The organism is Specibacter sp. BI4 (genome assembly GCF_056680095.1).
Map to the genome: position 1 here is coordinate 4,191,820 of NZ_CM155265.1, position 20,676 is coordinate 4,212,495.

At 65.3% G+C, this 20,676-nt stretch carries 21 protein-coding genes; 8 read left to right on the forward strand and 13 right to left on the reverse strand.

Going from position 1 to position 20,676, the window contains the following annotated elements:
• Positions 1-39: 39 nt before the first annotated feature.
• The 4 genes from AC1L6K_RS18990 to mmsB are packed head-to-tail and all read right to left on the reverse strand — an operon-like array spanning position 40 to position 4,556.
• Complete coding sequence (locus tag AC1L6K_RS18990) at positions 40-909, reverse strand: enoyl-CoA hydratase/isomerase family protein (protein WP_480950388.1); 870 nt, start codon at positions 907-909, stop codon at positions 40-42.
• Positions 906-2,141, reverse strand: coding sequence for a CaiB/BaiF CoA transferase family protein (locus AC1L6K_RS18995; protein WP_480950389.1), 1,236 nt, complete (start codon positions 2,139-2,141; stop codon positions 906-908). Before AC1L6K_RS18995 ends, AC1L6K_RS18990 begins: the two co-directional genes overlap by 4 nt.
• A complete protein-coding gene (locus AC1L6K_RS19000) occupies positions 2,134-3,627 on the reverse strand; it encodes an aldehyde dehydrogenase family protein (RefSeq protein WP_480950390.1) in 1,494 nt (497 codons plus the stop codon). Before AC1L6K_RS19000 ends, AC1L6K_RS18995 begins: the two co-directional genes overlap by 8 nt.
• A 14-nt stretch (positions 3,628-3,641) precedes the next feature.
• On the reverse strand, positions 3,642-4,556 hold the full coding sequence (gene mmsB, locus AC1L6K_RS19005) for a 3-hydroxyisobutyrate dehydrogenase (RefSeq protein WP_480950391.1): 915 nt from the start codon (positions 4,554-4,556) through the stop codon (positions 3,642-3,644).
• Between the two features lie 178 nt (positions 4,557-4,734).
• Here mmsB and AC1L6K_RS19010 point away from each other — a divergent pair, with 178 nt between their 5' ends.
• The gene (locus tag AC1L6K_RS19010; protein WP_480950392.1) at positions 4,735-5,646 is read left to right on the forward strand and encodes a LysR family transcriptional regulator; all 912 of its coding nucleotides are present in this window, start codon (positions 4,735-4,737) and stop codon (positions 5,644-5,646) included.
• A 104-nt stretch (positions 5,647-5,750) separates the two neighbouring features.
• On the opposite strand, the gene map is transcribed toward AC1L6K_RS19010, so the two are convergent.
• Complete coding sequence (gene map / locus AC1L6K_RS19015) at positions 5,751-6,515, reverse strand: type I methionyl aminopeptidase (RefSeq protein WP_480950393.1); 765 nt, start codon at positions 6,513-6,515, stop codon at positions 5,751-5,753.
• 64 nt (positions 6,516-6,579) lie between these two features.
• Between map and AC1L6K_RS19020 the strand changes: the two genes are divergently transcribed.
• Positions 6,580-6,882 (forward strand): helix-turn-helix transcriptional regulator, encoded by a 303-nt coding sequence (locus AC1L6K_RS19020; RefSeq protein ID WP_480950394.1) that lies wholly within the window; start codon positions 6,580-6,582, stop codon positions 6,880-6,882.
• Positions 6,883-7,059: 177 nt separating this feature from the next.
• On the opposite strand, the gene AC1L6K_RS19025 is transcribed toward AC1L6K_RS19020, so the two are convergent.
• Together AC1L6K_RS19025 and AC1L6K_RS19030 are read right to left on the reverse strand one after the other, a co-directional pair.
• On the reverse strand, positions 7,060-7,854 hold the full coding sequence (locus tag AC1L6K_RS19025; protein ID WP_480950395.1) for a 3-hydroxybutyrate dehydrogenase: 795 nt from the start codon (positions 7,852-7,854) through the stop codon (positions 7,060-7,062).
• Positions 7,855-7,857: 3 nt separating this feature from the next.
• Positions 7,858-9,249: an MFS transporter gene (locus AC1L6K_RS19030; RefSeq protein ID WP_480950396.1), complete on the reverse strand. Its 1,392-nt coding sequence runs from the start codon at positions 9,247-9,249 to the stop codon at positions 7,858-7,860.
• Positions 9,250-9,856: 607 nt separating this feature from the next.
• Here AC1L6K_RS19030 and AC1L6K_RS19035 point away from each other — a divergent pair.
• Positions 9,857-10,273, forward strand: coding sequence for a hypothetical protein (locus tag AC1L6K_RS19035; protein WP_480950397.1), 417 nt, complete (start codon positions 9,857-9,859; stop codon positions 10,271-10,273).
• A gap of 1,013 nt (positions 10,274-11,286) precedes the next feature.
• Here the strand turns inward: AC1L6K_RS19035 and AC1L6K_RS19040 are convergent.
• Positions 11,287-12,003 (reverse strand): SRPBCC family protein, encoded by a 717-nt coding sequence (locus tag AC1L6K_RS19040; protein ID WP_480950398.1) that lies wholly within the window; start codon positions 12,001-12,003, stop codon positions 11,287-11,289.
• Positions 12,000-12,641 carry an ArsR/SmtB family transcription factor gene (locus AC1L6K_RS19045; RefSeq protein WP_480950399.1) on the reverse strand — a complete coding sequence of 214 codons (642 nt, stop codon included), beginning with the start codon at positions 12,639-12,641 and terminating at the stop codon, positions 12,000-12,002. Before AC1L6K_RS19045 ends, AC1L6K_RS19040 begins: the two co-directional genes overlap by 4 nt.
• A gap of 154 nt (positions 12,642-12,795) precedes the next feature.
• Between AC1L6K_RS19045 and AC1L6K_RS19050 the strand changes: the two genes are divergently transcribed.
• Genes AC1L6K_RS19050 through AC1L6K_RS19060 form a run of 3 tightly spaced genes read left to right on the forward strand, consistent with a single transcriptional unit; the run spans position 12,796 to position 14,482 of the window.
• Complete coding sequence (locus tag AC1L6K_RS19050; protein ID WP_480950400.1) at positions 12,796-13,293, forward strand: DUF2975 domain-containing protein; 498 nt, start codon at positions 12,796-12,798, stop codon at positions 13,291-13,293.
• On the forward strand, positions 13,293-13,559 hold the full coding sequence (locus AC1L6K_RS19055) for a helix-turn-helix domain-containing protein (RefSeq protein WP_480950401.1): 267 nt from the start codon (positions 13,293-13,295) through the stop codon (positions 13,557-13,559). The genes AC1L6K_RS19050 and AC1L6K_RS19055 overlap by 1 nt, the downstream gene beginning before the upstream one ends.
• A gap of 53 nt (positions 13,560-13,612) precedes the next feature.
• Entirely contained in the window at positions 13,613-14,482 is an 870-nt protein-coding gene (locus AC1L6K_RS19060; RefSeq protein ID WP_480950402.1) for an HAD-IIB family hydrolase, read from the forward strand.
• 29 nt (positions 14,483-14,511) lie between these two features.
• On the opposite strand, the gene AC1L6K_RS19065 is transcribed toward AC1L6K_RS19060, so the two are convergent.
• The 4 genes from AC1L6K_RS19065 to AC1L6K_RS19080 all read right to left on the reverse strand — a co-directional run bounded on the left by AC1L6K_RS19065 (position 14,512) and on the right by AC1L6K_RS19080 (position 16,704).
• On the reverse strand, positions 14,512-15,138 hold the full coding sequence (locus AC1L6K_RS19065; RefSeq protein ID WP_480950403.1) for a GNAT family N-acetyltransferase: 627 nt from the start codon (positions 15,136-15,138) through the stop codon (positions 14,512-14,514).
• Positions 15,139-15,145: 7 nt separating this feature from the next.
• Positions 15,146-15,676 carry a substrate-binding domain-containing protein gene (locus AC1L6K_RS19070; RefSeq protein ID WP_480950404.1) on the reverse strand — a complete coding sequence of 177 codons (531 nt, stop codon included), beginning with the start codon at positions 15,674-15,676 and terminating at the stop codon, positions 15,146-15,148.
• A 108-nt stretch (positions 15,677-15,784) separates the two neighbouring features.
• Positions 15,785-16,393, reverse strand: coding sequence for an SGNH/GDSL hydrolase family protein (locus AC1L6K_RS19075; protein ID WP_480950405.1), 609 nt, complete (start codon positions 16,391-16,393; stop codon positions 15,785-15,787).
• Positions 16,394-16,512: 119 nt separating this feature from the next.
• On the reverse strand, positions 16,513-16,704 hold the full coding sequence (locus AC1L6K_RS19080) for a hypothetical protein (protein ID WP_480950406.1): 192 nt from the start codon (positions 16,702-16,704) through the stop codon (positions 16,513-16,515).
• 127 nt (positions 16,705-16,831) lie between these two features.
• Here AC1L6K_RS19080 and AC1L6K_RS19085 point away from each other — a divergent pair, with 127 nt between their 5' ends.
• Complete coding sequence (locus AC1L6K_RS19085; RefSeq protein ID WP_480950407.1) at positions 16,832-18,724, forward strand: ABC transporter ATP-binding protein; 1,893 nt, start codon at positions 16,832-16,834, stop codon at positions 18,722-18,724.
• Positions 18,721-20,649: an ABC transporter ATP-binding protein gene (locus AC1L6K_RS19090; RefSeq protein ID WP_480950408.1), complete on the forward strand. Its 1,929-nt coding sequence runs from the start codon at positions 18,721-18,723 to the stop codon at positions 20,647-20,649. Before AC1L6K_RS19085 ends, AC1L6K_RS19090 begins: the two co-directional genes overlap by 4 nt.
• Positions 20,650-20,676 lie beyond the last annotated feature (27 nt).

A 20,676-nucleotide genomic window follows, 5' to 3' on the forward strand; every position in this document is an offset into this window, starting at 1 on the left:
GGGCACCGGTGAAACGTACGGGGACGGCGGAGCGTCGAATCACACCTTGCGGGGCCGCAGCCAGGTGAACTTTGGGGTCTCCTTGGCCAGGAACGCAGCCACACCGATGGCAGCGTCCGCACTGATGGCCATCTGCCCCTGCCAGTAGGCACTCAATTCGGCCACATCGGCATCGCCGGCTCCCGCGCTCATCGCGTTGACCAGCGCCTTGTGCCCCTGCGCCGAGAACTGCGAGCGCGCGGACAGGTGCAGCGCATAGGCGTGGACAGCTTCCCAGAAACCGTCCAGGGCAAGCACCTTGGTGGCCAGCCCGAGCCGTAGCGCCTCCTGGGCGTCAACAAAGTCGCCGCCAAACAGCAGGTATTTCGCAGTTGCCGGCCCGGCCAGTTCCACCAGCTTCTTGATCCCCGACAATGGATACACGATGCCGATCTTGGCCGGGGTGATGCCGTAGATGGCCCGCTCGGAGGCCAGCCGGATGTCACAGGCCCCGGCGATCTGCCATCCGCCGCCCACGCAGTAGCCGTCGATCGCGGCGATCGTTGGTTTGCGCAGGCGTGCCAGGGCGTTCTCGGCCACCGTAATGTCGCCGCCGTCGCTGTGCCCGGTGGCGGGGTCGTGCAGGATCCTTTGCACGGACGCAATGTCGGCGCCGGCGGAGAAATGCTCCCCGGCCCCCCGAACCACCACAACCTTCACTGAATCGTCGGCGTCCAGCTGCGCCAACAAATCCTCAAATTGCTGCCACATGCCTTGGGTGATGGCGTTGCGCATGGCAGGGTTGTCCATGATGAGCACCGCCACCGGCCCCGACTGTTCAATGCGCAGCATGCCTGCCTTCTCCCCTGCACCCTCGGAACCCGCCGCACTCGTACCCACGGCAGCAACGCCAGCGGTCCCGGCACTCATGCCGGCACCACCCGTTCCCCTGCCGACGGCGCCGCCAGCACAATCCCGGCGTCAACCAGGCCGGCAATCTGCTCCGGGCTCAATGACAACCCCGTCAGCACGGCCAGGGTGTCCTCCCCCAGTTCCGGCGGCGCCTTGCGGATGCGCGGCGCTTCCCGGTTGATCGAAATGGGTCCTCGGACAAGCGGCAGCGGCGTACCGTCGGCGCGGTGCACTGTTTCCACCATGGCAAGGGCCTTGACCTGCTCGTCGGCAAACGCTTGTTCGTAGTTGTAAATGGGTCCTGCCGGGATGGCCGCTGCGCGCAGCACCGGCAACCAGTCGCCGGCGGTGCGGGCCGCCAGCAGCTCTTCCAGTTCGGCCTTGAGCGCGGATTCGTTCGCGTGCCGCAGCTTGCCGGAGCCGTACTCGGGACGTTCAGCCAGTTGCGGGGCTCCGAGCAGCGCGCACAGCTGCTGCCATTGCTTTTCATTGCCCACGGCGATGATGACGGGAATGTCGGCCGTCGCAAACACCCCGTAGGGGGTCAGTGCCGGGTGGGTGTTGCCCAGCGGCACCGGCACTTCTCCGGTGCTCAGGTATTTTTGTCCCTGGAAAGCGCTCAGCGCGAGCCCCGTTTCAAGGAGCGACGTCGAGACCTCCATCCCTGCGCCGGTGCGGGCCCTGCCGACCAGCGCCGCGGCAATCGCGAGGGCGGTGTTGATGCCGGAGACCAGGTCCACGATGGGCACGCCCACCCTGTACATGTTTCCCGCGTCCGGGCCCGTCACCGACATCAGCCCGCTCATGCCCTGCGCCACCTGGTCCAGCCCCGGCGCCTGCGAGAGCGGTCCGGAGGCACCAAATCCGCTCACGGAGGCGATGACCAGTGCCGGCTTGGCTGCGCGCAGCTGTTCCGGGTCAAGTCCCATGGTTGCCAGCACGCCGGGGCGGAAGTTTTCCACCACGACGTCGGCGCTCATGGCCAGCTGCCACAACAAGTCCCGCCCCGCCTGGGTGTAGAAGTCGATGGCAATGGACTCCTTGCCGCGGTTGGCCGAGTCAAAGTAGAGGCTGTGGTCATTTTCAAATGGCGGCCAGGACCGGCTCGAATCCCCGCCCTTGATGCTTTCGGTCTTGATGACAGTGGCCCCCAAGTCCCCCAGCAGCGCCGTCGCATACGGGCCGGCCAGGGCACGGCTGAGATCCAGGATGCGGATGCCCTCCAGCGGAAGGCCCTGCTGCTTATCCATGGGGCATCCCGCGCAGCTTCACGTTGATCTGCTTGGTCTGGGTGAATCCGGCCACCATGCCTTCCAGGGACACCTCGCGCCCCATGCCGCTTTGCTTGTAGCCGCCGTACGACTGCCCCGCCACCTGGCCGCCGCCCTGGTTGACCTGCACCCAGCCGGCTTCGATCTGGTGGGCGGTGTTCAAGGCGTTGTCCAGGTTGTGGCTCCACACGTAGGCGGCCAGCCCGTAGTTGGTGTCGTTGGCCATACGGATCACGTCGGCGGTCTCCTTCCACGGAATCGCCACCAGCACCGGACCGAAGATCTCTTCCTGAGCCAGCCGGAATTCGTTTTGGCCCCCGCTGAACACTGTGGGCAGGTGGTAGAAACCCTCCGTCAGCGCACCCTCTGTGGGGGCGGTGCCGCCAAGGACAGCCTTCATCCCCGGGGTGGCCCGTCCCTCATCCAGGTAGCCGGTGATGGCTGAGTGCTGCTTGGCATTGATGATGGCGCCCATGTCGGTTGCCTCATCCATCGGGTCCCCGACCTTCAGGGCCCCCAGCTTGGCGGTGAGCCGCTCCAGCACGTCGTCGTAAATGTCTTCGTGCAGGAACAGGCGCGAGCCGGCGGTGCAGCTTTGGCCCTGCCGGGTGAAGCGGGAGGCGAGCAGCAGGCCGTCGATGAGTTCGTCGTCGACCCCGTCGGGGAACACGATGGAGGGGTTCTTCCCGCCCAGCTCCAGGGACATGTGGGCCAGTCGTGCCGCGGCCGTCGCAGCCACGCCGCGTCCCACCTCGGTGGAGCCGGTGAAGGAAACCTTGTCCACGCCGGGGTGCTTGGCCAGTGCCTCACCAATGATGGCACCGCGCCCGGTCATGGCGTTGACGACGCCGGGCGGCAGGTGCCGGTTGCACACTTCCGCAAGCAGCAAAATGGTGAGCGGGGCGTCGTCGGCGGCCTTCATGATGACGGTGTTGCCGGCAGCCAGGGCGGCCGGGATCTTGAACGCGGCAATCATCAGCGGCGAATTCCACGGCAGGATCGCCGCAACCACGCCGAGCGGCTCGATGCGCGTGTACTGCAGCTGGTTCTCACCGGCGGGGAGGGTGGTGCCCTTGACCTCACCGGCAACGCCGGCAAAGTACCGGAACATCGAGACCATGGTGGTGGCCTCGGGGCGGGCCTGGGTGCGCAGCGCGTTGCCGGTGTCCAGTGCCGTCAGCCTGGCGAATTCCTCGGTGCGGGCCTCGAGCTCGTCGGCAATCGCCAGCAGGGCCTTTGATCGGCCGCTGAAATGCTGGGCCCGCCAGGCCGGGAACGCCGCCCGGGCTGCCGCCACGGCACGGTCGACGTCGGCCTCGTTGCCGGCCGGGACGCGGGCGATGACGGTTTCGCGGCGGGCGGGGTTCTCGACGTTGCGCCATTCCCCGCCGGCCGAGGCCACTTCTTCGCCGCCGATCCACATGGGCCAGTCGCGGACAGCTTCGGTGGTTAGTACTTCAGTCATGGCAAGTGCCTTTCTTATCCAAGGGTGGTGGTGGAGGTCTTGAGGGACCCATCCACCAGCGAAACGATCCGGCTGCAGTCCTTGCCGCCCTCGCCCTCGTCGATGAGGCGCTGGAACAGCTGCTGGACGTGCTCGCCAATCTCGAGCGGGGTGTCGGTGCTGCGGGCCGCGGCGATGGCCAGGCCGATGTCCTTGTTGGCCAGCTCCGCGGTGAAGGAGGGGGCGAAGTCGTTGTTGGACGCCGCGGTCGGCACGACGCCGGCGACCGGGTACCAGGTGCGCAGCGCCCAGCTGTCCCCTGAAGAGACGGAGGCGATGTCCCAGAAGACCTGCTTGTCCAGGCCAAGGCGCTCGGCCAGCACGGCGCCCTCGGCGGTGGAGGCCAGGTTGATGAACAGCATCAGGTTGTTGCAGATCTTGGCGGCCTGGCCGGTGGTGGCCCCGCCCGTGGGGATGATGTTTCCGGCCATGGGCTCGATGTAGGCGGAGGCGTCCGCCACGGCGCCGCTTTCACCGCCGATCATGAAGGTGAGGGTCCCGGCAGCCGCGCCGCTCATGCCGCCCGAGACCGGGGCGTCAACAAAGCGGAACCCGGCGGCAGCAGCGGCGTCGTGCACGGCCTGCGCGGACTCAATGTCAATCGTGGAGGAATCGATGAGGAGGGTTTCCTTGGCCGCGTTGGCGAGGATGCCGCCGTCCCCGAAATACACGCTGCGGACGTGGTCGCCCTTGGGGAGCATGGTAAAGACGACGTCGGCACCGGAGACGGCGTCGGCGATCGAGGCAGCGGGAGCTGCACCATGGCCGACGGCGGCGGCGAGGGCTTCCGCGCTCAGGTCAAAGCCGCGGACCGTGTGCCCTGCCTTGACCATGTTGGCTGTCATGGGTCCGCCCATGTTGCCCAAACCAATCCATGCCACAACTGCCATGATGAAAGCTCCCTTGCTTACGTTTGTCCATTATGTCCCAGGGCCCCGACATTGACCCGTTATGACCAGCATCACACCCTGCTAGAGTGCAAACAAGACCGAAATTGGCAGAGTGCATGTGCATCCATGCACATTGCCGGCCGTGGTCGCGGCACCGGCGTATATAAGGAGTGGATTCATGCTGGATTTCAAGAGGTTTCCCAGCCCTGACGATTTGCTGGTGCTGCTCACGGTGGCCAGGCTGGGCCGCTTCACAGCTGTCGCGGACGCCTTGGACACCACGCACACCACGGTGTCGCGGCGGATCCTGGCCCTGGACAAGCAGCTGGGCGGGCGCACGTTGGAGCGGACCCCGCAGGGCTGGGAACTGACGGAGCTGGGCCGGGCCGCGGTGTCCGCCGCCGAGGGCATCGAAAAGAGCCTCAGCGCACTGAGCACCGGTGTCCGGGACGGGGCGGACGCCATCTCGGGGGTGGTGCGGGTGAGCACGTCGGACGGCTTCGGCGCCCTCATCGCAACCCCTGCCCTGGTCCGGCTGCAGAGGAAGCAGCCACTGCTCCGCGTGGAACTGCTCAGCGCCACCCGCCGCCTGAGCCAGAACCGCTCGGGAGTGGACATTGAGGTGGTGCCCGGCAGCGTCGAGGCCGGCCGGGCCGAAACCATGCTGCTCGCCGACTACGCGCTGCGGCTCTATGCCGGCTCCGGTTATGCATCCGCCCACGGAATGCCGGCGACGGCAGCTGAATTGCCCAGCCACCGGTTCATCTCCTATGTGGAGTCGTCCCTGCAGGTGGCCGAGCTGGCACAGCAGCGCCGGTCGTTGACAAGTGAGCCGGCGCAGTTCCAGTCAACGAGCGTTTTCGCCCAAATCGAGGCCGTCAGGGCCAACGCCGGGATTGGCATGCTGCCGGCGTTCATGGTGGAGGGTCAGGAGGGGTTCGTCCGGGTCCTGCCCCGGGAGGTGGAGCAGAAGGTGCAGTTCTGGGCTGCTGCAAGGCCGGAGTCGCTGCGGTCCCCCGCGGTGCAGGCCGTGATGACAGCGTTCCTGCAGGAGGCCTCCCGAATGAAGGACCAGCTCCTGCCCGCCTGAACGGCTTGCCGTGACGCCCAGCCCGGACGCGGGGTCGAGGCTGATTCCCCTGGGCGGACGCTCCGAAGCAGAGCCGCCATGGTTGGCCTTCGGTGCAGGCATTCTCAGATCGTGAGGATTACCGGGCCGTCGTCCGTAATGGCTATGGTGTGCTCGCTGTGCGCCGAGCGGGCTCCCGTTGCACTTCGCAGTGTCCAGCCGTCCGGGTCAGTGACGAGGTCTGCGGTGTCCTCCATGACCCAAGGTTCGATCGCCAGCAGCAGGCCGGGGCGGAGTTTGTATCCCCGGCCTGGCCGGCCGGTGTTGGAGATGTGCGGATCCTGATGCATGGTCGACCCGATGCCATGCCCGCCAAAATCGGTGTTTATCAGGTAGCCGGCTGCCCCGAGGACGGTTCCAATTGCGTGCGAGATGTCCCCGATGCGCGCTCCGGGATTGGCGGCGGCGATTCCGGCTTCAAGTGCCCGCTGGGTCGTCTCGATCATCATGGAGTCCGCCTGGCTGGACGATGCTCCGACAGTGAAGCTGACGGCGGAGTCGGTGGCGATCCCATCGAGGGAGGCAGCCAGGTCAAGGGTGAGGAGATCACCATCCTTAAGTGCGTAGTCGTGAGGTTTTCCGTGCAGCACGGCGTCGTTGACCGAGGTGCAGATGAAGTGTCCGAACGGCCCGTCGCCGAACGAGGGGTCGTAGTCGACATAACAAGATTTCGCGCCTGCCTCGGCAAGCATTTCACGTGCCCACTGGTCGATCTCCAGGAGATTGACTCCGATCCCGGCCCGCGCTTTCATGCTCTTCAGGACCGCAGCGATGACCTTGCCGCTGAGCCTGGCTCGTTGCAGTTCGGCCGGCTTGAATATTTCAATCATCCGTCTCCTCTCTCGTGGGCAATAACTATACCGGTATTATTATACCGACACTATAGTTGTATGCATGGTCAGACTTCCACTCACAGCCGCCGAGATTGAGCGCGGGCAGCATTTGGGTGCACTTCTGCGCCGCGCAAGGAAAGATCGTCCCATGCTCGAGGTGGCGATGGCAGCAGACATCTCACCAGAGACTCTTCGGAAGATCGAAACCGGCCGTGTGGCCACTCCCGCGTTCTCCACGATTGCGGCGATTGCGACAGTACTGGGGCTCTCACTCGATGACATTTGGTCCACGATCACCCCGCCGGGGCAAGCGCCCAGCGGCGACCATGCTGCCGAGCAGCGGACTGACCGCTTGGCATCCTGAGCCACATGGGACCTGCGCCCCTGCCGGCCCGAAGGGTCCCCGTCCCAACAAAAGCTCACCCGCCCACACGGGAAGGCCAAAATCCACGGATTGCGGCCATGCCTCTCGCCGTCATGGCCGGGACCGTTGATGTGAAACGCAACAACCGGGCCCGGCGCGCGGGTTTGCGTTCGCGAGTTAGGCCGTCCAGCCGCCGTCCATGAGGTACGAGGCTCCGGTGGCCATGGCCGCCTGGTCTGACGCCAACCACACCACCAGCCCGGCAATCTCGTCCGGTTCGATCAGCCGCTTGATGGCATTTTTGGCCAGCATGATGTCGGCCAGCACCTGGTCTTCGGGGATGCCGTGGGTTGCCGCCTGGTCGGCGAGCTGCCCCTCAACGAGCGGCGTGCGGACGTATCCGGGGTTGACGCAGTTGCTGGTCACCCCGTGCGGACCGCCTTCACGGGCCGTCACTTTCGAAAGGCCCTCCAGGCCGTGCTTGGCCGCGACATACGCCGATTTAAACGCCGAGGCCCGCAGGCCGTGGATGGAGGACATGTTGATGATCCGGCCGTGCCCCTGCGCGTACATGTGCGGCAGCGCGGCACGGATCAGCAGGAACGGCGCCTCCAGCATGACAGTCATGATGTGCCGGAACGCGGGCGGGTCAAAGTCCTCGATGGGACTGATGGACTGGATGCCCGCATTGTTGACGAGGATGTCAACGTCCAGGGTCAGGGATTCCAGCGCCGATGTGTCCAACAGATCCACTTCCCAGGATTCGCCGCCCACCTCGGCAGCGACCGCCGCAGCCCCTGCCCCGTCACGGTCGGCGACGATGACATGGGCGCCCCGGGCTGCCAGCGCCCGCGCACAGGCGGCCCCCAGTCCGCCCGCACCGCCGGTGACAAGTGCACGGCGCCCGGCAAGTGAACCGGCCGGCACGTCGACCGGAGTCCCAATCCCGGCCCCAACTGAATCAGCAGCCATTCCCTAGACCGCCTTTGTTGCAGCCTTGGCCGCAGCGGAACGGCCCAGGGCCAGCGTTCCGGCGGCATCGGCGTCGTCAATGTCCTGCAGCGAGACGCCCTTGGTTTCCTTCAGGAAGTACACGGCGACGGCTGTCACCATGCAGGCGCCAAGCAGGTAGAGGGCCACGGGGACGGAGGAATTGTAGTGTTCCACGAGGCCGGTGGCGATGAAGGGGGCCATGGAGCCCGCCACGATGGAGGTCACCTGGTAGCCCAGCGAGACGCCGGAGTAGCGCATGCGGGTGGGGAACATTTCGGCCATGATGGCGGGCTGGCCGGCGTACATGAGTGCGTGGAAGATCAGTCCGATCGTGACCGAGGCCAGGATCATGAGGTCGTCCTTGGTGTCCATCATGGGGAAGGCGAAGAAACCCCAGGTGGCACCCGTCAACGCGCCAAGCATGTAGGTGGGCTTGCGGCCGATCCGGTCGGAGAGCTTGCCGACCAGCGGCACCACGATGAAGTGGATGCCGTGCGCCACCAGCAACAGCATGAGGATGCGGGAGGTGTCGATGTCGACGATGATCTTCAGATAGGTGATGGAGAACGTGACCACCAGGTAGTAGAGAATATTCTCGGCGAAGCGCAGGCCCATGGCCGTGAACACCCCGCGCGGGTAGCGGCGCAGGACCTCGAACACGCCGTAGCCGGCCTGGGGGTTCTCCGCCATTTCGGCGTGGGCTTCGAGGAAGATCGGGGCGTCGCTGACCTTGGTGCGGATGTAATAGCCGATCAGCACGATCACGGCGGAAAGCCAGAACGCAATGCGCCAGCCCCAGCCCAGGAACGCGGCCTCGCTGAGCACGGAGGCCAGGGTGAGCAGGACGCCCGTGGCGAGCAGATTGCCCAACGGCACGGCCGACTGCGGCCACGACGCCCAGAATCCGCGGGACTTGTTCGGGCTGTGTTCGGCCACGAGCAGCACGGCGCCGCCCCATTCCCCGCCCACCGCGAAGCCCTGAATGAAGCGCAGCCCCACCAGCAACGCCGGAGCCCAATAGCCAACCTGGCCAAAGCTGGGCAGGCAGCCCATCAGGAACGTGGAAACGCCAACGAGGATGATGCTCAGCTGCAGGAGCTTCTTGCGGCCGAACTTGTCACCAAAGTGGCCAAAGACGATGCCGCCGATGGGCCGGGCAACGAAGCCGACTGCGTAGGTCAGGAACCCTGCCATGATCGCGTCGAGCTCGGATCCGGAGTTCGGGAAGAACATTTTGCCAAACACCAGGGTGACGGCTGTGGCGTACAGGAAGAACTCGTACCATTCCACGACCGTTCCCGCCATGGATGCGGCAACAACCTTCCGCAGCCCCGACTCCTTCGCCGATGGTGTCGGCCCAACACTTGCACTCATTTTTGCTCCTCCGCGCCGGGGCGCGCCTGTCGACGTTGACATCTGGGGCCGGCAACGAGCAGTTTGTGAGCTGCAGCACATCCCCGGTTTCCTGAGTATCCCAGTGCCGGGGCCGAACATCAATGACCAATAGCGCAGAGTCGGTGCGCGTTAATGCACAAAAGCCGTGGTTTGGTGCGGGCGGGCTGCCGTGCTGACAATGCACGACGACGGAACCGCACCTGCCAGCCTCCCCCACCAGTGATCCGCGGCCGCATCACAGGGCCGCGCATCGGCTGAATGCTAGCTAGCTGGCCGGGACCGATTTGCCAGAGCAGGGACACAAGACAAAACACCGATCCCACTGACAGCCGCCAACGAAAAAGGCACCCATGGCACCAAGGAGACGTATCCAGCCCAATAGATACGCCCCGCCTGTCGAACAATAATTCTCTAGACAAACCCAACCCAAGACAGGTAGCCGTAAGGGGTTGAGGTCGCTCCAGTTCCCGTACCACTCTCTTGACTGGTGACGACACAATTACTGTTGTAAGTTGTCGCCGACCAATTGAATGAACGCCCCTCGGAACCAAGCTCGATATAGCCACCCTCATCGGGAATAGTTGCATTGACAGAGTACGTCGCTGTACTAGTCTCCGAAGCACTCAGCTCGATGCCGGCGGTCACTGATGCCGAGGCAAAAACCGCCCCCGCCTCAACAGTGGTTGATAAGGACATGGAACCCGAAACCGTTGAGGAAGTTCCAACATCGATCGTAAGGTTTGCCCCTGGAGAGCCGGGCAATCGATACGATCCAGGCGCATATGCTCGATTCACGTTAGTCACCGAAAGGTCGGGAACGCCACCGTCGCATAGGCCATATGGAGAAACAACATCAGATTCAGATTCAGGGGGTTCGGCTGCGCTGGCAGAAGACAGGCCAGTAGCAGTGAGAGCCAACGCCCCAAAGACAATTCCAACATACTTAACAATTTTCATCATAAAAATACCTCCGTCAATTATGTCTATTTATAAAAGATTGTAACCCAGTACTTCGTTGAATTCGGCACCGTCAATTTTACAATGGTCTCCGACGATGGGCTATCGAGCGGAAAATCGGCTGACGGTGTAATATTCAACGAACATGGGGCCCCACTATTCGCTGGCGTGTCTTGGTCGACAATCACCGACCAATCACCACCAGCGCAATTAATCAGAAGTCCAACGCGGGTTTTTCCGTCTGGAAGGGCGGGGATCCTAAGATCGCCACTACCCGTATCAGAACGACTCATCACCACAGTGGCTGACGGATTCTTTTCGGACAAGATATACGATTGTTCTGTAAATATAGATTGATCACTGGGAAAGGTCGCCGTTGCTGTTGAAGCGGTCTCTGGTGATATTATAGTTGGGGACAGCGGTGGATTTTCTTCTTCCCCTTTAGAGCAACCAGCCATGAGCCCAACAATGACAATGATCATTACCCCAAAAGCAATCTTTCTTGTCGACATCATATTTTCACGTTAGACGCTTCGGAGCCACATGTACAGGAAATACCTGCACACACGGTGCATTCGGGATAAATTTCATTCCGTCGTGTCATTTCAATCAAATAGTTTGAATCTTCGTAAAACGGAGGGCTACACTGCCCTCCAGGAGCTTCCGACGTGAATTTGGGTGCGGTCATCGCGAGTATCGGAGTTTGATCACGACAGGTCTGCAAGCCAGCATGGGCGGCTGCGGGCAGTTCGCCGTCGAAACTGGTCCGAAGATGCTCCTGCGACAACGCGAGAGTACACGAAACGTCGCAATGGCCGACCATAACGACGTTTCGTGTGCTCTCGCGGCCCGGTTGGATCATATTCGCCCGAGCCCCGCATCACAGGGCCGTACACCAAGCCCGCACAGTGGACGGCTGCGGGCAGTTCGCCGTCGATTCTGGTCCGTGGGGCTCCTGCGACAACGCGAGAGTACACGAAACGTCGCAATGGCCGACCATAACGACGTTTCCTGTACTCTCGCGGCCGGGTTGGATCGTATTCGCCCGAGCCCGCTCCCCTACGCGTACAGCCCGTTCAGCCACGCACCCCAGGCGGCCCCTGCTGCTTCCGCATCCGCTCCGGGGGCGAACAGGTGGATGGTCATGCCCACCACGGCGCCAAACGCGTTCCGTCCAAAGAAGCGGATCATGGTGTCGTCGGTGCGCAGCCCCACGAAGTTCTCATCCAGGTAGTCCACGACGGCGTCTACTGTCCCAAGCCCCGCAATGGCGACGCTGACGTGTCCGCCGGCGCCGGGGTCGTGGATCCCCAAGGCATGCTTGACCGCTTCGAACGCCTCGGGCGAGGAGGATGCCCCGGGCCCCTGCACGTCGGCAAACGCTGCCTGCCTGCCGGCGAAGAACTTCACGTACTCGCCCAGCGTGTGCTGGTAGAAGGCGGTGTGCTTGGCGGCGCCGTCGTACTGGTTGTCCCAGTCCTCGAAAAACACGCCGCTGTGCACATACCGCAGCCACGACTTGCCGTCCGGGAGCTCGGAAATGTCGTAGTCGAGTTGGTTGAAGAAGCCGCCCTCCCCGTCCATCCGGTTCGAGAAGCGGTGCGGCGGCTCCCACGCTGTCACGGTGCTGCCGAACGGGCCCGCGCCGCCCAGCTTCGCCTCGATTTCCATGGGCCACATCCAGCCCGAGGTGCCTGCCGTGGCGGCGTCGAACACCTGCGCCGGCGTGCCTTCGATTTCGGATTCGTGCACGATCTTGAATTCCTTGGCCATCATTGCTCCTTCGTGGGGCCGGATGTTCCGGCGATTTGGGTAATTTCCTGTAATTCCGGGACCGGTTTGACGCTGGGATGAAGGGCGACGACGAGCCTGTGCTTGCGTCCGCCGGTCCCGTTTTCGCTGTGGTACTTTTTCACCAGCTTCGCCGTCGTGGCTGCAAGTTCGGCAACGAACGCGGCCCTGTCGGCTGCGCTGGCAAATGTCACCTCGCCGTCCAGGGCAAAGGTGGCCAGCCGCTGCTGGGCGCGGTCGGCACCGCTGATCAGCGTCCCGACGTCCCTGACCAGGCGGGCTGCGAGCCCCAGCATCCAGCGGGCCGAGAGCCTGTTGGGTGCAAGGGACGGGTCGGGGGCCACACCGGGAAGCGCTGCCGGCGAAATGACGTAGGACCGCGCGGTGGCGCCCATGACCCGCTCAATGACATTTCCCCGCCGCCGCTCCCCGACCAGTTCCACGAGTCCGAAGCTTTCCAGCATCCGCAGGTGGTAGTTCACTTTTTGCCGCGGCAGCCCGATCCGCGCCGCCACGTTTGCGGCCGACGCGGGTGTCCGCAGCTCCGCCAGCAGCCTGGCCCGGATCGGATCAAGCGCCGCCTCGGCTGCCGAGGCATCTTCAATCACTGCAACGTCCAACATGTTCCAAGTTTCCCACCGACAAATTAATTTGTCCAGAACCACCCGGCGACCCACCCAGCGCGGAGTGGCCGAACCACCGCCGCAGCCCCGCGCACTTGCCAGCATCTATCGTTTAGCGATACATTCGGACTGCTATTCAATCGAAGGAGTTTCCGTGGGAACACTGGCTGTCACCGCCTTGCGGATCGCGCTGGCACTCGTGCTCGCCGGTTCGCTGTTCGTCCAGGTTGTCATGGTGCCGCTGCTGTCAACTGACATTGAAGGGTCCGATGCCGTCCTGTCCGCGGTCCGCATCCCGCTCATGGCGATTGTGCTGCTGGGAATCGTGGCCGGCCAGCTCGCCCTTGTCTGTGTGTGGCGGCTGCTGTCCATGGTGCGCCGCGGCACCGTCTTTTCCCGGGGCGCATTCCGGTACGTGGACATCATCATGGGCGCCGTAGCTGCCGCAGCCCTTTTGATGTTTGGTTTGGGTGCGGTGCTGGCCCCCGGCGAAGCCGTGGCTCCCGGCGTGGTGCTGCTCATTGGCGGGGCGGGGCTGATGATCGCCTGCGTCGCCTTGATCGTCCTGGTCCTGCGGCTGCTGCTGGCCCAGGCAGTGGCCCGCGACACCGAGGCCAGCAAGCTGCAGGCAGAAATCGACGAGGTCATCTGATGCCCATCATCGTCGACATCGACGTCATGCTGGCCAGGCGCAAGATGGCTGTGGGCACGCTCGCGGAACGCATTGGGATCACGCCCGCCAACCTCGCCGTGCTGAAGAACGGCCGCGCCAAGGCGGTGCGCTTCACCACCCTTGAGGCATTGTGCGAGGCGTTGGAATGCCAGCCCGGAGACCTGCTGCGCTGGGAGCCCGAGGCCGTGCCCGGACCGACAAACCCGTCCGACGGCGGTTCCGGCCGCCGCGACACCGCCGGCTGACTGCCGGTCCCCTGGCCCGAGGTGCCCACCCGTCGCGGGTAGACTCCCTGATCATGACCGCCGAGCCAAACACACCAATCAGTCCAGGCACCGCCACCGGAACCAGCCACGCCATCTTCCTCGATGTTGACGGCACCTACGCCGACTTCGGCATTGTTCCCGAGGCGCACGTTCGGGCCGTCCGCGCCGCGCGGGCGGCGGGCCACAAGGTGCTCCTGTGCACGGGGCGGCCCGTGTCCATGCTGCCGGAACACATTCTCGACGCCGGTTTTGACGGCCTCGTGGCGAGCGCGGGCGCCTATGTCGAGGTGGCGGGCGAGGTCCTCGTCGACACCCGCTTCCCCGCGGAACTCGCGGCCAGGACTGTCGCCGCCCTTGACGCCCACGACTCTGTCTACGTCCTGGAAGCGCAGGAATCACTGCATGTGGCCCCGGCGGCCGAGCAACGCTTGCGGACCATTGTCGAGGGACACTTCCAGAAGTCGGCGCCCGGCAAGCCCAGGGGCTCCTCGGCCATCCTTGACTCGCTGATCCCGTGGTCGCAGGACTCCCCGCTGTTCGCCAAGGTCACGGTGTTTGAATCGTTGATTCCCATGGACCGGATGGTGGCGGAAATTGGGGCGGAGATCGCCGTCGTCGCAAACTCCATCGCCGACGAGGGCAGCCATGCCGGAGAGCTGTTCCTGCGCGGCATCAGCAAGGCCGACGGCGTTGCTGCCGCGATCTCCCGGCTTGGCATTGACCGCGCACACTCCATCGCGTTCGGCGATGGCCAAAACGACCTGGAAATGATTGCCTATGCGGGCCTTGGTGTGGTCATTGAGGGCTCCAGTCCGGCGCTTCTGGCCATCGCGGACCGCACAGCCCCACCGCCAAGCCGCGACGGCATCGCGACCGCGTTCGCCGACCTTGGGCTGATCTGAGCTGGTGCGGGGCGGCGCTCACGGCAGGGTCAAACATGCCCGCCGGTGGATGCCCACGATCCGAGCGGCCGCTCCGCCACGTCCTGTTCGGCGTCCTCGGTCAGGCAAATGACAAACCCGCGGGCCTGGTAGTTCGCCAGGGCCGCGGGCCCGTCGAGGCTGCAGGTGTGCACCCAGACGCGGGCCACGTTTGAGACGGCCCCACCCTGCGGCAGGGAGCTGGGCTGGAGCACGGAACCACCCTGCGGCAGCGCCTGGCGGGAAGGCAGCGACCAGGCCGCCTCGACTCCGTGTTCCAACAGCAGTCCGCCGAGGCCGCGGCCGATCGCCTGCTCCGCCAAACCAAAATACCGCACCTCCACATGGGTCCCATCCGCGGCAGGGAGGGGTTGGAGCTGAACGAAGCCCCACGGCACACCCTCGCCGTACAGCACCCAGAACTCGGTGCCCGGCACGGCAAGTTCCCGGTCCCATTGTTCCCGCGTCCACTCGAGGCGGTCGGTCCAGTTCCAGGCCCCGCCCACCAGGCCGTAGAGGAATCGGGCGTATTCGGGCGCCATCCCGACGGCGCGTTCCAGCCGTGCCCAGGCAGGGACGGCACGCGGGGCAGCCTCAGCAGGATTGCGCATCTCCAGCGTTGTGGTCGTGACCTTCACGAAAATTTCAAGCCTCCCGCGGGTCAGCCGAACCGTCGACCGGACCGGTTGAGCGCCGCACCACGAGGGCAGGTGCCAGGGCGGCCCGGCTCGTGACGGGCTCACCGGCCAGATGCCCGATCAACAGTTCTGCCGCGAGTTTGCCGTAGGCGGCGACATCGTGCGACAAAGCCGTGACGCTGGCAAGCTGGCACTGCAGCGAGTCATCCCACGCCAGCACGGAAACCTGCTCCGGGACGGCGTCGTCGTAAATAATCGCGGTGGGGCGTTCGTCAGTGGGAGCAGTGGGAGAAGCGGGAGCAGCGGGAGAAGCGGGAGCAGCGGGAGCAGCGGCGAACAGCTCTGCCGTCAGGGTCCTGCCGCTGTCGTGCCCGTACCCGCCGTTGCGCTGCAGGCCTGCAACACCCGCACCGCTCCCAACACCCGCCGCGGCCAGCATCGCCGCATACACTTCGGTGCGCTGGGCCGTGTGCAGCAGCTCCGCCGGTCCCGCGATCCGGGCAATGCGCCGGTGGCCCAAACCCATCAGGTAACGCATGGCGTCCGTCATCGCCAGGGCGTCGTCGGTAAAGGCCGTGGGATGGGCGAGGCTGATTTGCGGGCCGCCGGGACTGCTGTGGCTGTTCTGGCTGTGCCGGCGCTGGCGTCATCCATTGACAGCCGCCAGCCAGATCGCAGCCAATTGTGCGTGGCCCAGGGGCGTGGGGTGGACACCGTCGCCGGCCAGTGCGGCATTGCCGCCGAGGCTGGCGGCACGGGCAGTGAGCTGATCGTGCGCGGGCACCAAGACAGCCTCAAATTCGGTGGCCAGGCGGGCCACCGCCTGCTGCTTTCCGGCCAGGTCCTCGCCCCACCCGTGCTGGTCCTCCGTGACGGGCAGCAGGAAGGGCTGGACCAGCACGATGTGCTTGAAGTGTGGTTTCGCCTGGGTCAGCAGTTCCCGGTAGCCAGCCTCGAAGGCGTCGGCGGAGGTGGGGTCATCGTTGTCGAAGCGGCGCCAGGTGTCGTTGATGCCCACGAGAATGGACAGCACGTCGGCATCGCCGCCCACCACATCGGCGCCCCAGCGCTGCAGCAAATCAACCACGCGGTCACCGCTGATACCAACGTTGGCGACGGTGGCGCCTTGTTGGGCCAGCTCGGCGGCCAGCATTCCCACATAACCGACGCCAAGCCCCCGCGGATCCTCGCGGCGCCCGCAATCCGTCACGCTGTCCCCGGCAAAAAGAATGCTTGTTCCCTGCAGCTTGTCCACTCCGGCTCCTCCACGCTAAAACTTTGTTTAGCAACCAATGTAAGTTACCTTGGGGCGCCGCAGGGGCAATCACGGCACTATTACGCCCTGGTCCGTTGCTTGCCGCCGCCGGCGTTCCGCTAGGCCTGGCGGGTCCCGACGGGAGCCACCTGGGCAACGTCGGTCCACACCTCTGTCATGTCGGAGATGAGTCCGTCGCACACGGCAATAAAGGTTGCCACCTCGAAGTGCTGCAGCAGACCCGGCAGCTCCTCCCAGCGGTGCGCATCCAAGACACCGGCCAGGGACGCCTTCATCTTTTCTGCGCTCATGCCCTCAAACTACAGCGCCCACAATTTCCCAGCCAGGCAGCCCAAACTACCGGTCAGCATGGCCACCAGTGGCGTAGGGTGGAAAATCCAGAAGGAAATCCAGGCTTGGGGGCTGTCACAACAACGCATGGCGAACAACGACACCAGCACACTTTTCCATACCCTTGGCCGCTTGGCCCCGCAGCTTCGGCCCATCAGGTGGTCCCTGATCTGGGGCCTGCTGTCCGCCGTCGCGGCCAGCGTCGTGGCCCTGGCCGTCCCGCAGGTGTACCGCACCCTGGTCAACACTGCCCTGCAACCGGGAACCGGCGCGCAGGCACTCTGGGTGGGGGCCGGCGTCGTGCTTGTGCTGGGCATCCTCGAAGCCGGGCTGATCTCCCTGCGCCGGCAGTTTGTGATTGTCCCGGTCACCACTGTGGAAACCCGCATGCGGACCTCTTTCTACCGGCACCTGCAAAATCTTGCCATCGAATTCCACGACCGTTGGGGCTCCGGGCAGCTGCTGAGCCGGGCCATGAGCGACTTGAATTTCATGCGCCGCTGGATGGCCTTTGGCGCGATCATGCTGGTGGTCACGGCGCTGACAGTCGGGATCGGCGTGGCCCTGATGTTCGCCATGAGCTGGGAACTGGGCTTGATCTTCCTGGCCGCCGCCGTCCCCATCGTCATCTTCGGTTACCGCTTTCGGCTCTCCTATGGGCGGGTCAGCCGCAAGAGCCAGGACCAGGCCGGCGACCTCGCCACCACCGTGGAGGAATCCGTCCACGGCATCCGCGTGCTCAAGGCGTTCGGCCGCGGCCAGGAGGCGCTGGATTCCTTTGCCGGCCAGGCGCAGGAACTCCAGGCCACCGAAATCCACAAGGCCAAGTCCCTCGCCGTGTTCTCGCTCGTCGTCTCCCTGCTGCCCGAACTTGCCCTGGGCGCGGGCCTGGTGGTCGGCATCCTCTTGGTCTCCGAGGGAAGGCTCGACGTCGGAGCCCTCGTTGCGTTCTTCGCCACGGCTGCTGTCGTGGCCGGCCCGGTGGAATCGATGGGCCCGCTGCTGGCCATGACGTTCGCCGCCAAAACCGCCCTGGACAGGCATTTTGAGGTCATGGACGCCGTGAACACGATCACCGATCCTGATGCCCCGGCCGTGCTGGCGGATGTGCGCGGGGAGCTTGAATTCCGCGACGTCCACTTCCGGTTCCCTGACACCCCGGACGGCACCCCGGACCTGCTCAACGGCGTCAACCTTTCGCTGCGGGCAGGCGAGACCATGGCGCTGGTGGGGGTGACGGGCAGCGGCAAAAGCGCCCTGCTGAACCTGGTCCCGCGCTTGTTTGACGTCACGGCCGGTGCCGTCCTGCTCGACGGCACGGACATCCGCCGGCTGCCCTTGGCCGTCTTGCGCCGGCACGTCGCCGTCGCGTTTGAGGACACCACCTTGTTCTCGCATTCGGTGCGCGGAAATGTGCTGCTCGGTGCTGCGCACCATCCCGGGCTGTCCCCGGACGAAGTATTGGAACGGGCCCTGGACGTGGCCCAGGCAGGTTTCGCCCACACCCTTGCCAACGGCGTGGACACGCTGATTGGGGAGGAAGGGTTGAGCCTGTCCGGCGGCCAGCGCCAACGCATCGCCCTGGCCCGTGCCATCGCCGCGCGCCCGGCCGTGCTGGTCCTCGATGACCCGCTTTCCGCCCTGGACGTCAACACCGAGGAGCGCGTGACCGGGCGGCTGCGGTCCGAATTGGCGGGCACCACCACGTTGATTGTGGCCCACCGGCCCTCCACCGTGGCCATGGCCGACCGGGTGGCGCTGCTGCAGGAGGGCCGCATCACGGCCGTTGGCACCCATGCCGAACTACTCGCCGGCAACAGCCACTACAGGTACGTGCTGGCCAGCCTCACCGAGGAACCCCGCGACCTGGACACGGGCGCGGACGAGGACCTCCCGGACGACCTCGGCGCCGAACGTTTGGACACCGTGTCGCTGAACACCGGCTCGCTGAACACTTCGAGGAAGGGGGCGGGCGCATGAGCCGCAGGGACAGGCGCAAGGAGGTTCCGGCGTCGACCATTCCGGGGAAGAACATTCCGCAGGGAACGGCCGGGCCGGCGCCGCAGGGCACCGCCAACGAGGACCGAGTGGACCTCAGCCGCGAGGCCAGCCGTGCCGTGCGGCAGCGGTCTGTCCGGCTGCTCGGGACGCTGCTGCGCCCGGTGCGGATGCGTTTTGCCATCACGGTGGCGCTCGTGGTGCTGTCGCAGGCGGCGAAGGTGGCAGGTCCGCTGCTCATTGCGTTCGGGATCGACACGGCGCTGCCCGCGCTGACGGCGCAACCCGGAGCCTCTGCCGTGCCGCTGGTCGTCACCGGCGGCGGCTACGCACTGGCCGCGGTGGTGGGCTCGTGGCTGACGGCGGCGTACCTGACCGCGACGGCGCGGCTGAGCCAGGCCATGCTGCTGGACCTGCGGCTGCAGGTGTTCCGGCACACGCAACGGCTCAGCATGGAATTCCATGAGGGCTACACGTCCGGTCGGATCATTTCACGGCAGACCTCGGACCTGGAGGCGCTGCGCGAACTGCTGGATTCGGGTATTTCCTCGCTCGCTTCCGGGCTGGTTTTCATGGTGTTGACGGCGGTGTCCATCTTCTCGCTCGACTGGATCACGGGCTTGCTGGTGATGGCGTCGGCCGTGCCGATGTTCCTGTTGTCGCGCTGGTACCAAAAGCGTTCGCAGGTGGCGTACCGCGCCTCCCGGGTGGTCTCCGCCGGGCTGATTGTGCACTTTATCGAGACCATGACGGGCATTCGTGCGGTCAAGGCGTTCAGGCGGGAGAACGAGAACGCGGCCAGGTACGAGGAGCTGGCCGAGAACTACCGCCGCGTGACCGTCCGCTCGATCAACCTCAACGGCATCTTCCAGCCCGGCCTGGTGCTCATTGGCAACGTGGCTGTGGCCGTGGTGCTGCTGGCCGGCGGTTTCCGCGTGCTCGGCGGTGCCCTGGAGGTCGGTGCCCTGCTGGCCCTGCTGCTGGCAACCAAGCGTTTCTTCCAGCCGGTGGGCCAGATGGCCATGTTCTACAACTCGTTCCAGTCGGCCCAGGCCGCGCTGGAGAAGGTGTCCGGGCTGTTGGAGGAGGTGCCCACGGTGCGGCCGCCGCGGCATCCGGTCCCGCTGTCCGCGGCCAGCGGTGACATCCGCTTCACCGGCGCGGAGTTCCGTTACGGCAGCGGCCCGGTGGTCCTGCCGCACCTGGATTTGCACATTCCGGCCGGGCAGACGGTGGCGGTGGTGGGTGCCACGGGTGCCGGCAAGTCCACGCTGGCCAAGCTCATGGCCCGCTTTTACGATCTCAGTGCCGGTTCGTTGACGCTCGACGGCGTGGAGTTGCGTGAGCTCTCGACCGCAGACCTGCGCCGGGCCGTGGTGATGGTGACGCAGGAGGCGTTCCTGTTCAGCGGCACAGTGGCCGAGAACATTGCGCTGGGCAGGCCGGGGGCGACCCGGGCCGAAATTGAGGCGGCCGCCCGCGACGTGGGCGCCGACGAGTTCATCCGCTCCCTGCCGGATGGCTATGACACGGATGTAAACAAGCGCGGCGGGCGGGTCTCCGCCGGCCAGCGGCAGTTGATCTCCTTTGCCCGGGCGTTCCTGGCAAACCCGGCGGTGTTGATCCTGGACGAGGCCACCTCCTCCCTGGACATCCCCTCCGAACGACTGGTGCAAACAGGCTTGACCAGGCTGCTCCGCGCGGATGGGCCGGGCGCCGGGGGCGGTTCGGGCACCGGCCGGACGGCGGTCATCATCGCCCACCGGCTGTCCACCGTCGCCATCGCCGACAGGGTCCTGGTGGTCCACGATGGCCGCATAGTGGAAGACGGGTCCCCTGCCGAGCTCATCGCCGCCGGCGGCCGTTTTGCCGGCCTGCACGGAGCCTGGCAGGACTCACTCGTATAAGCCATTGGACAAGTTCCTGGCCCAAGA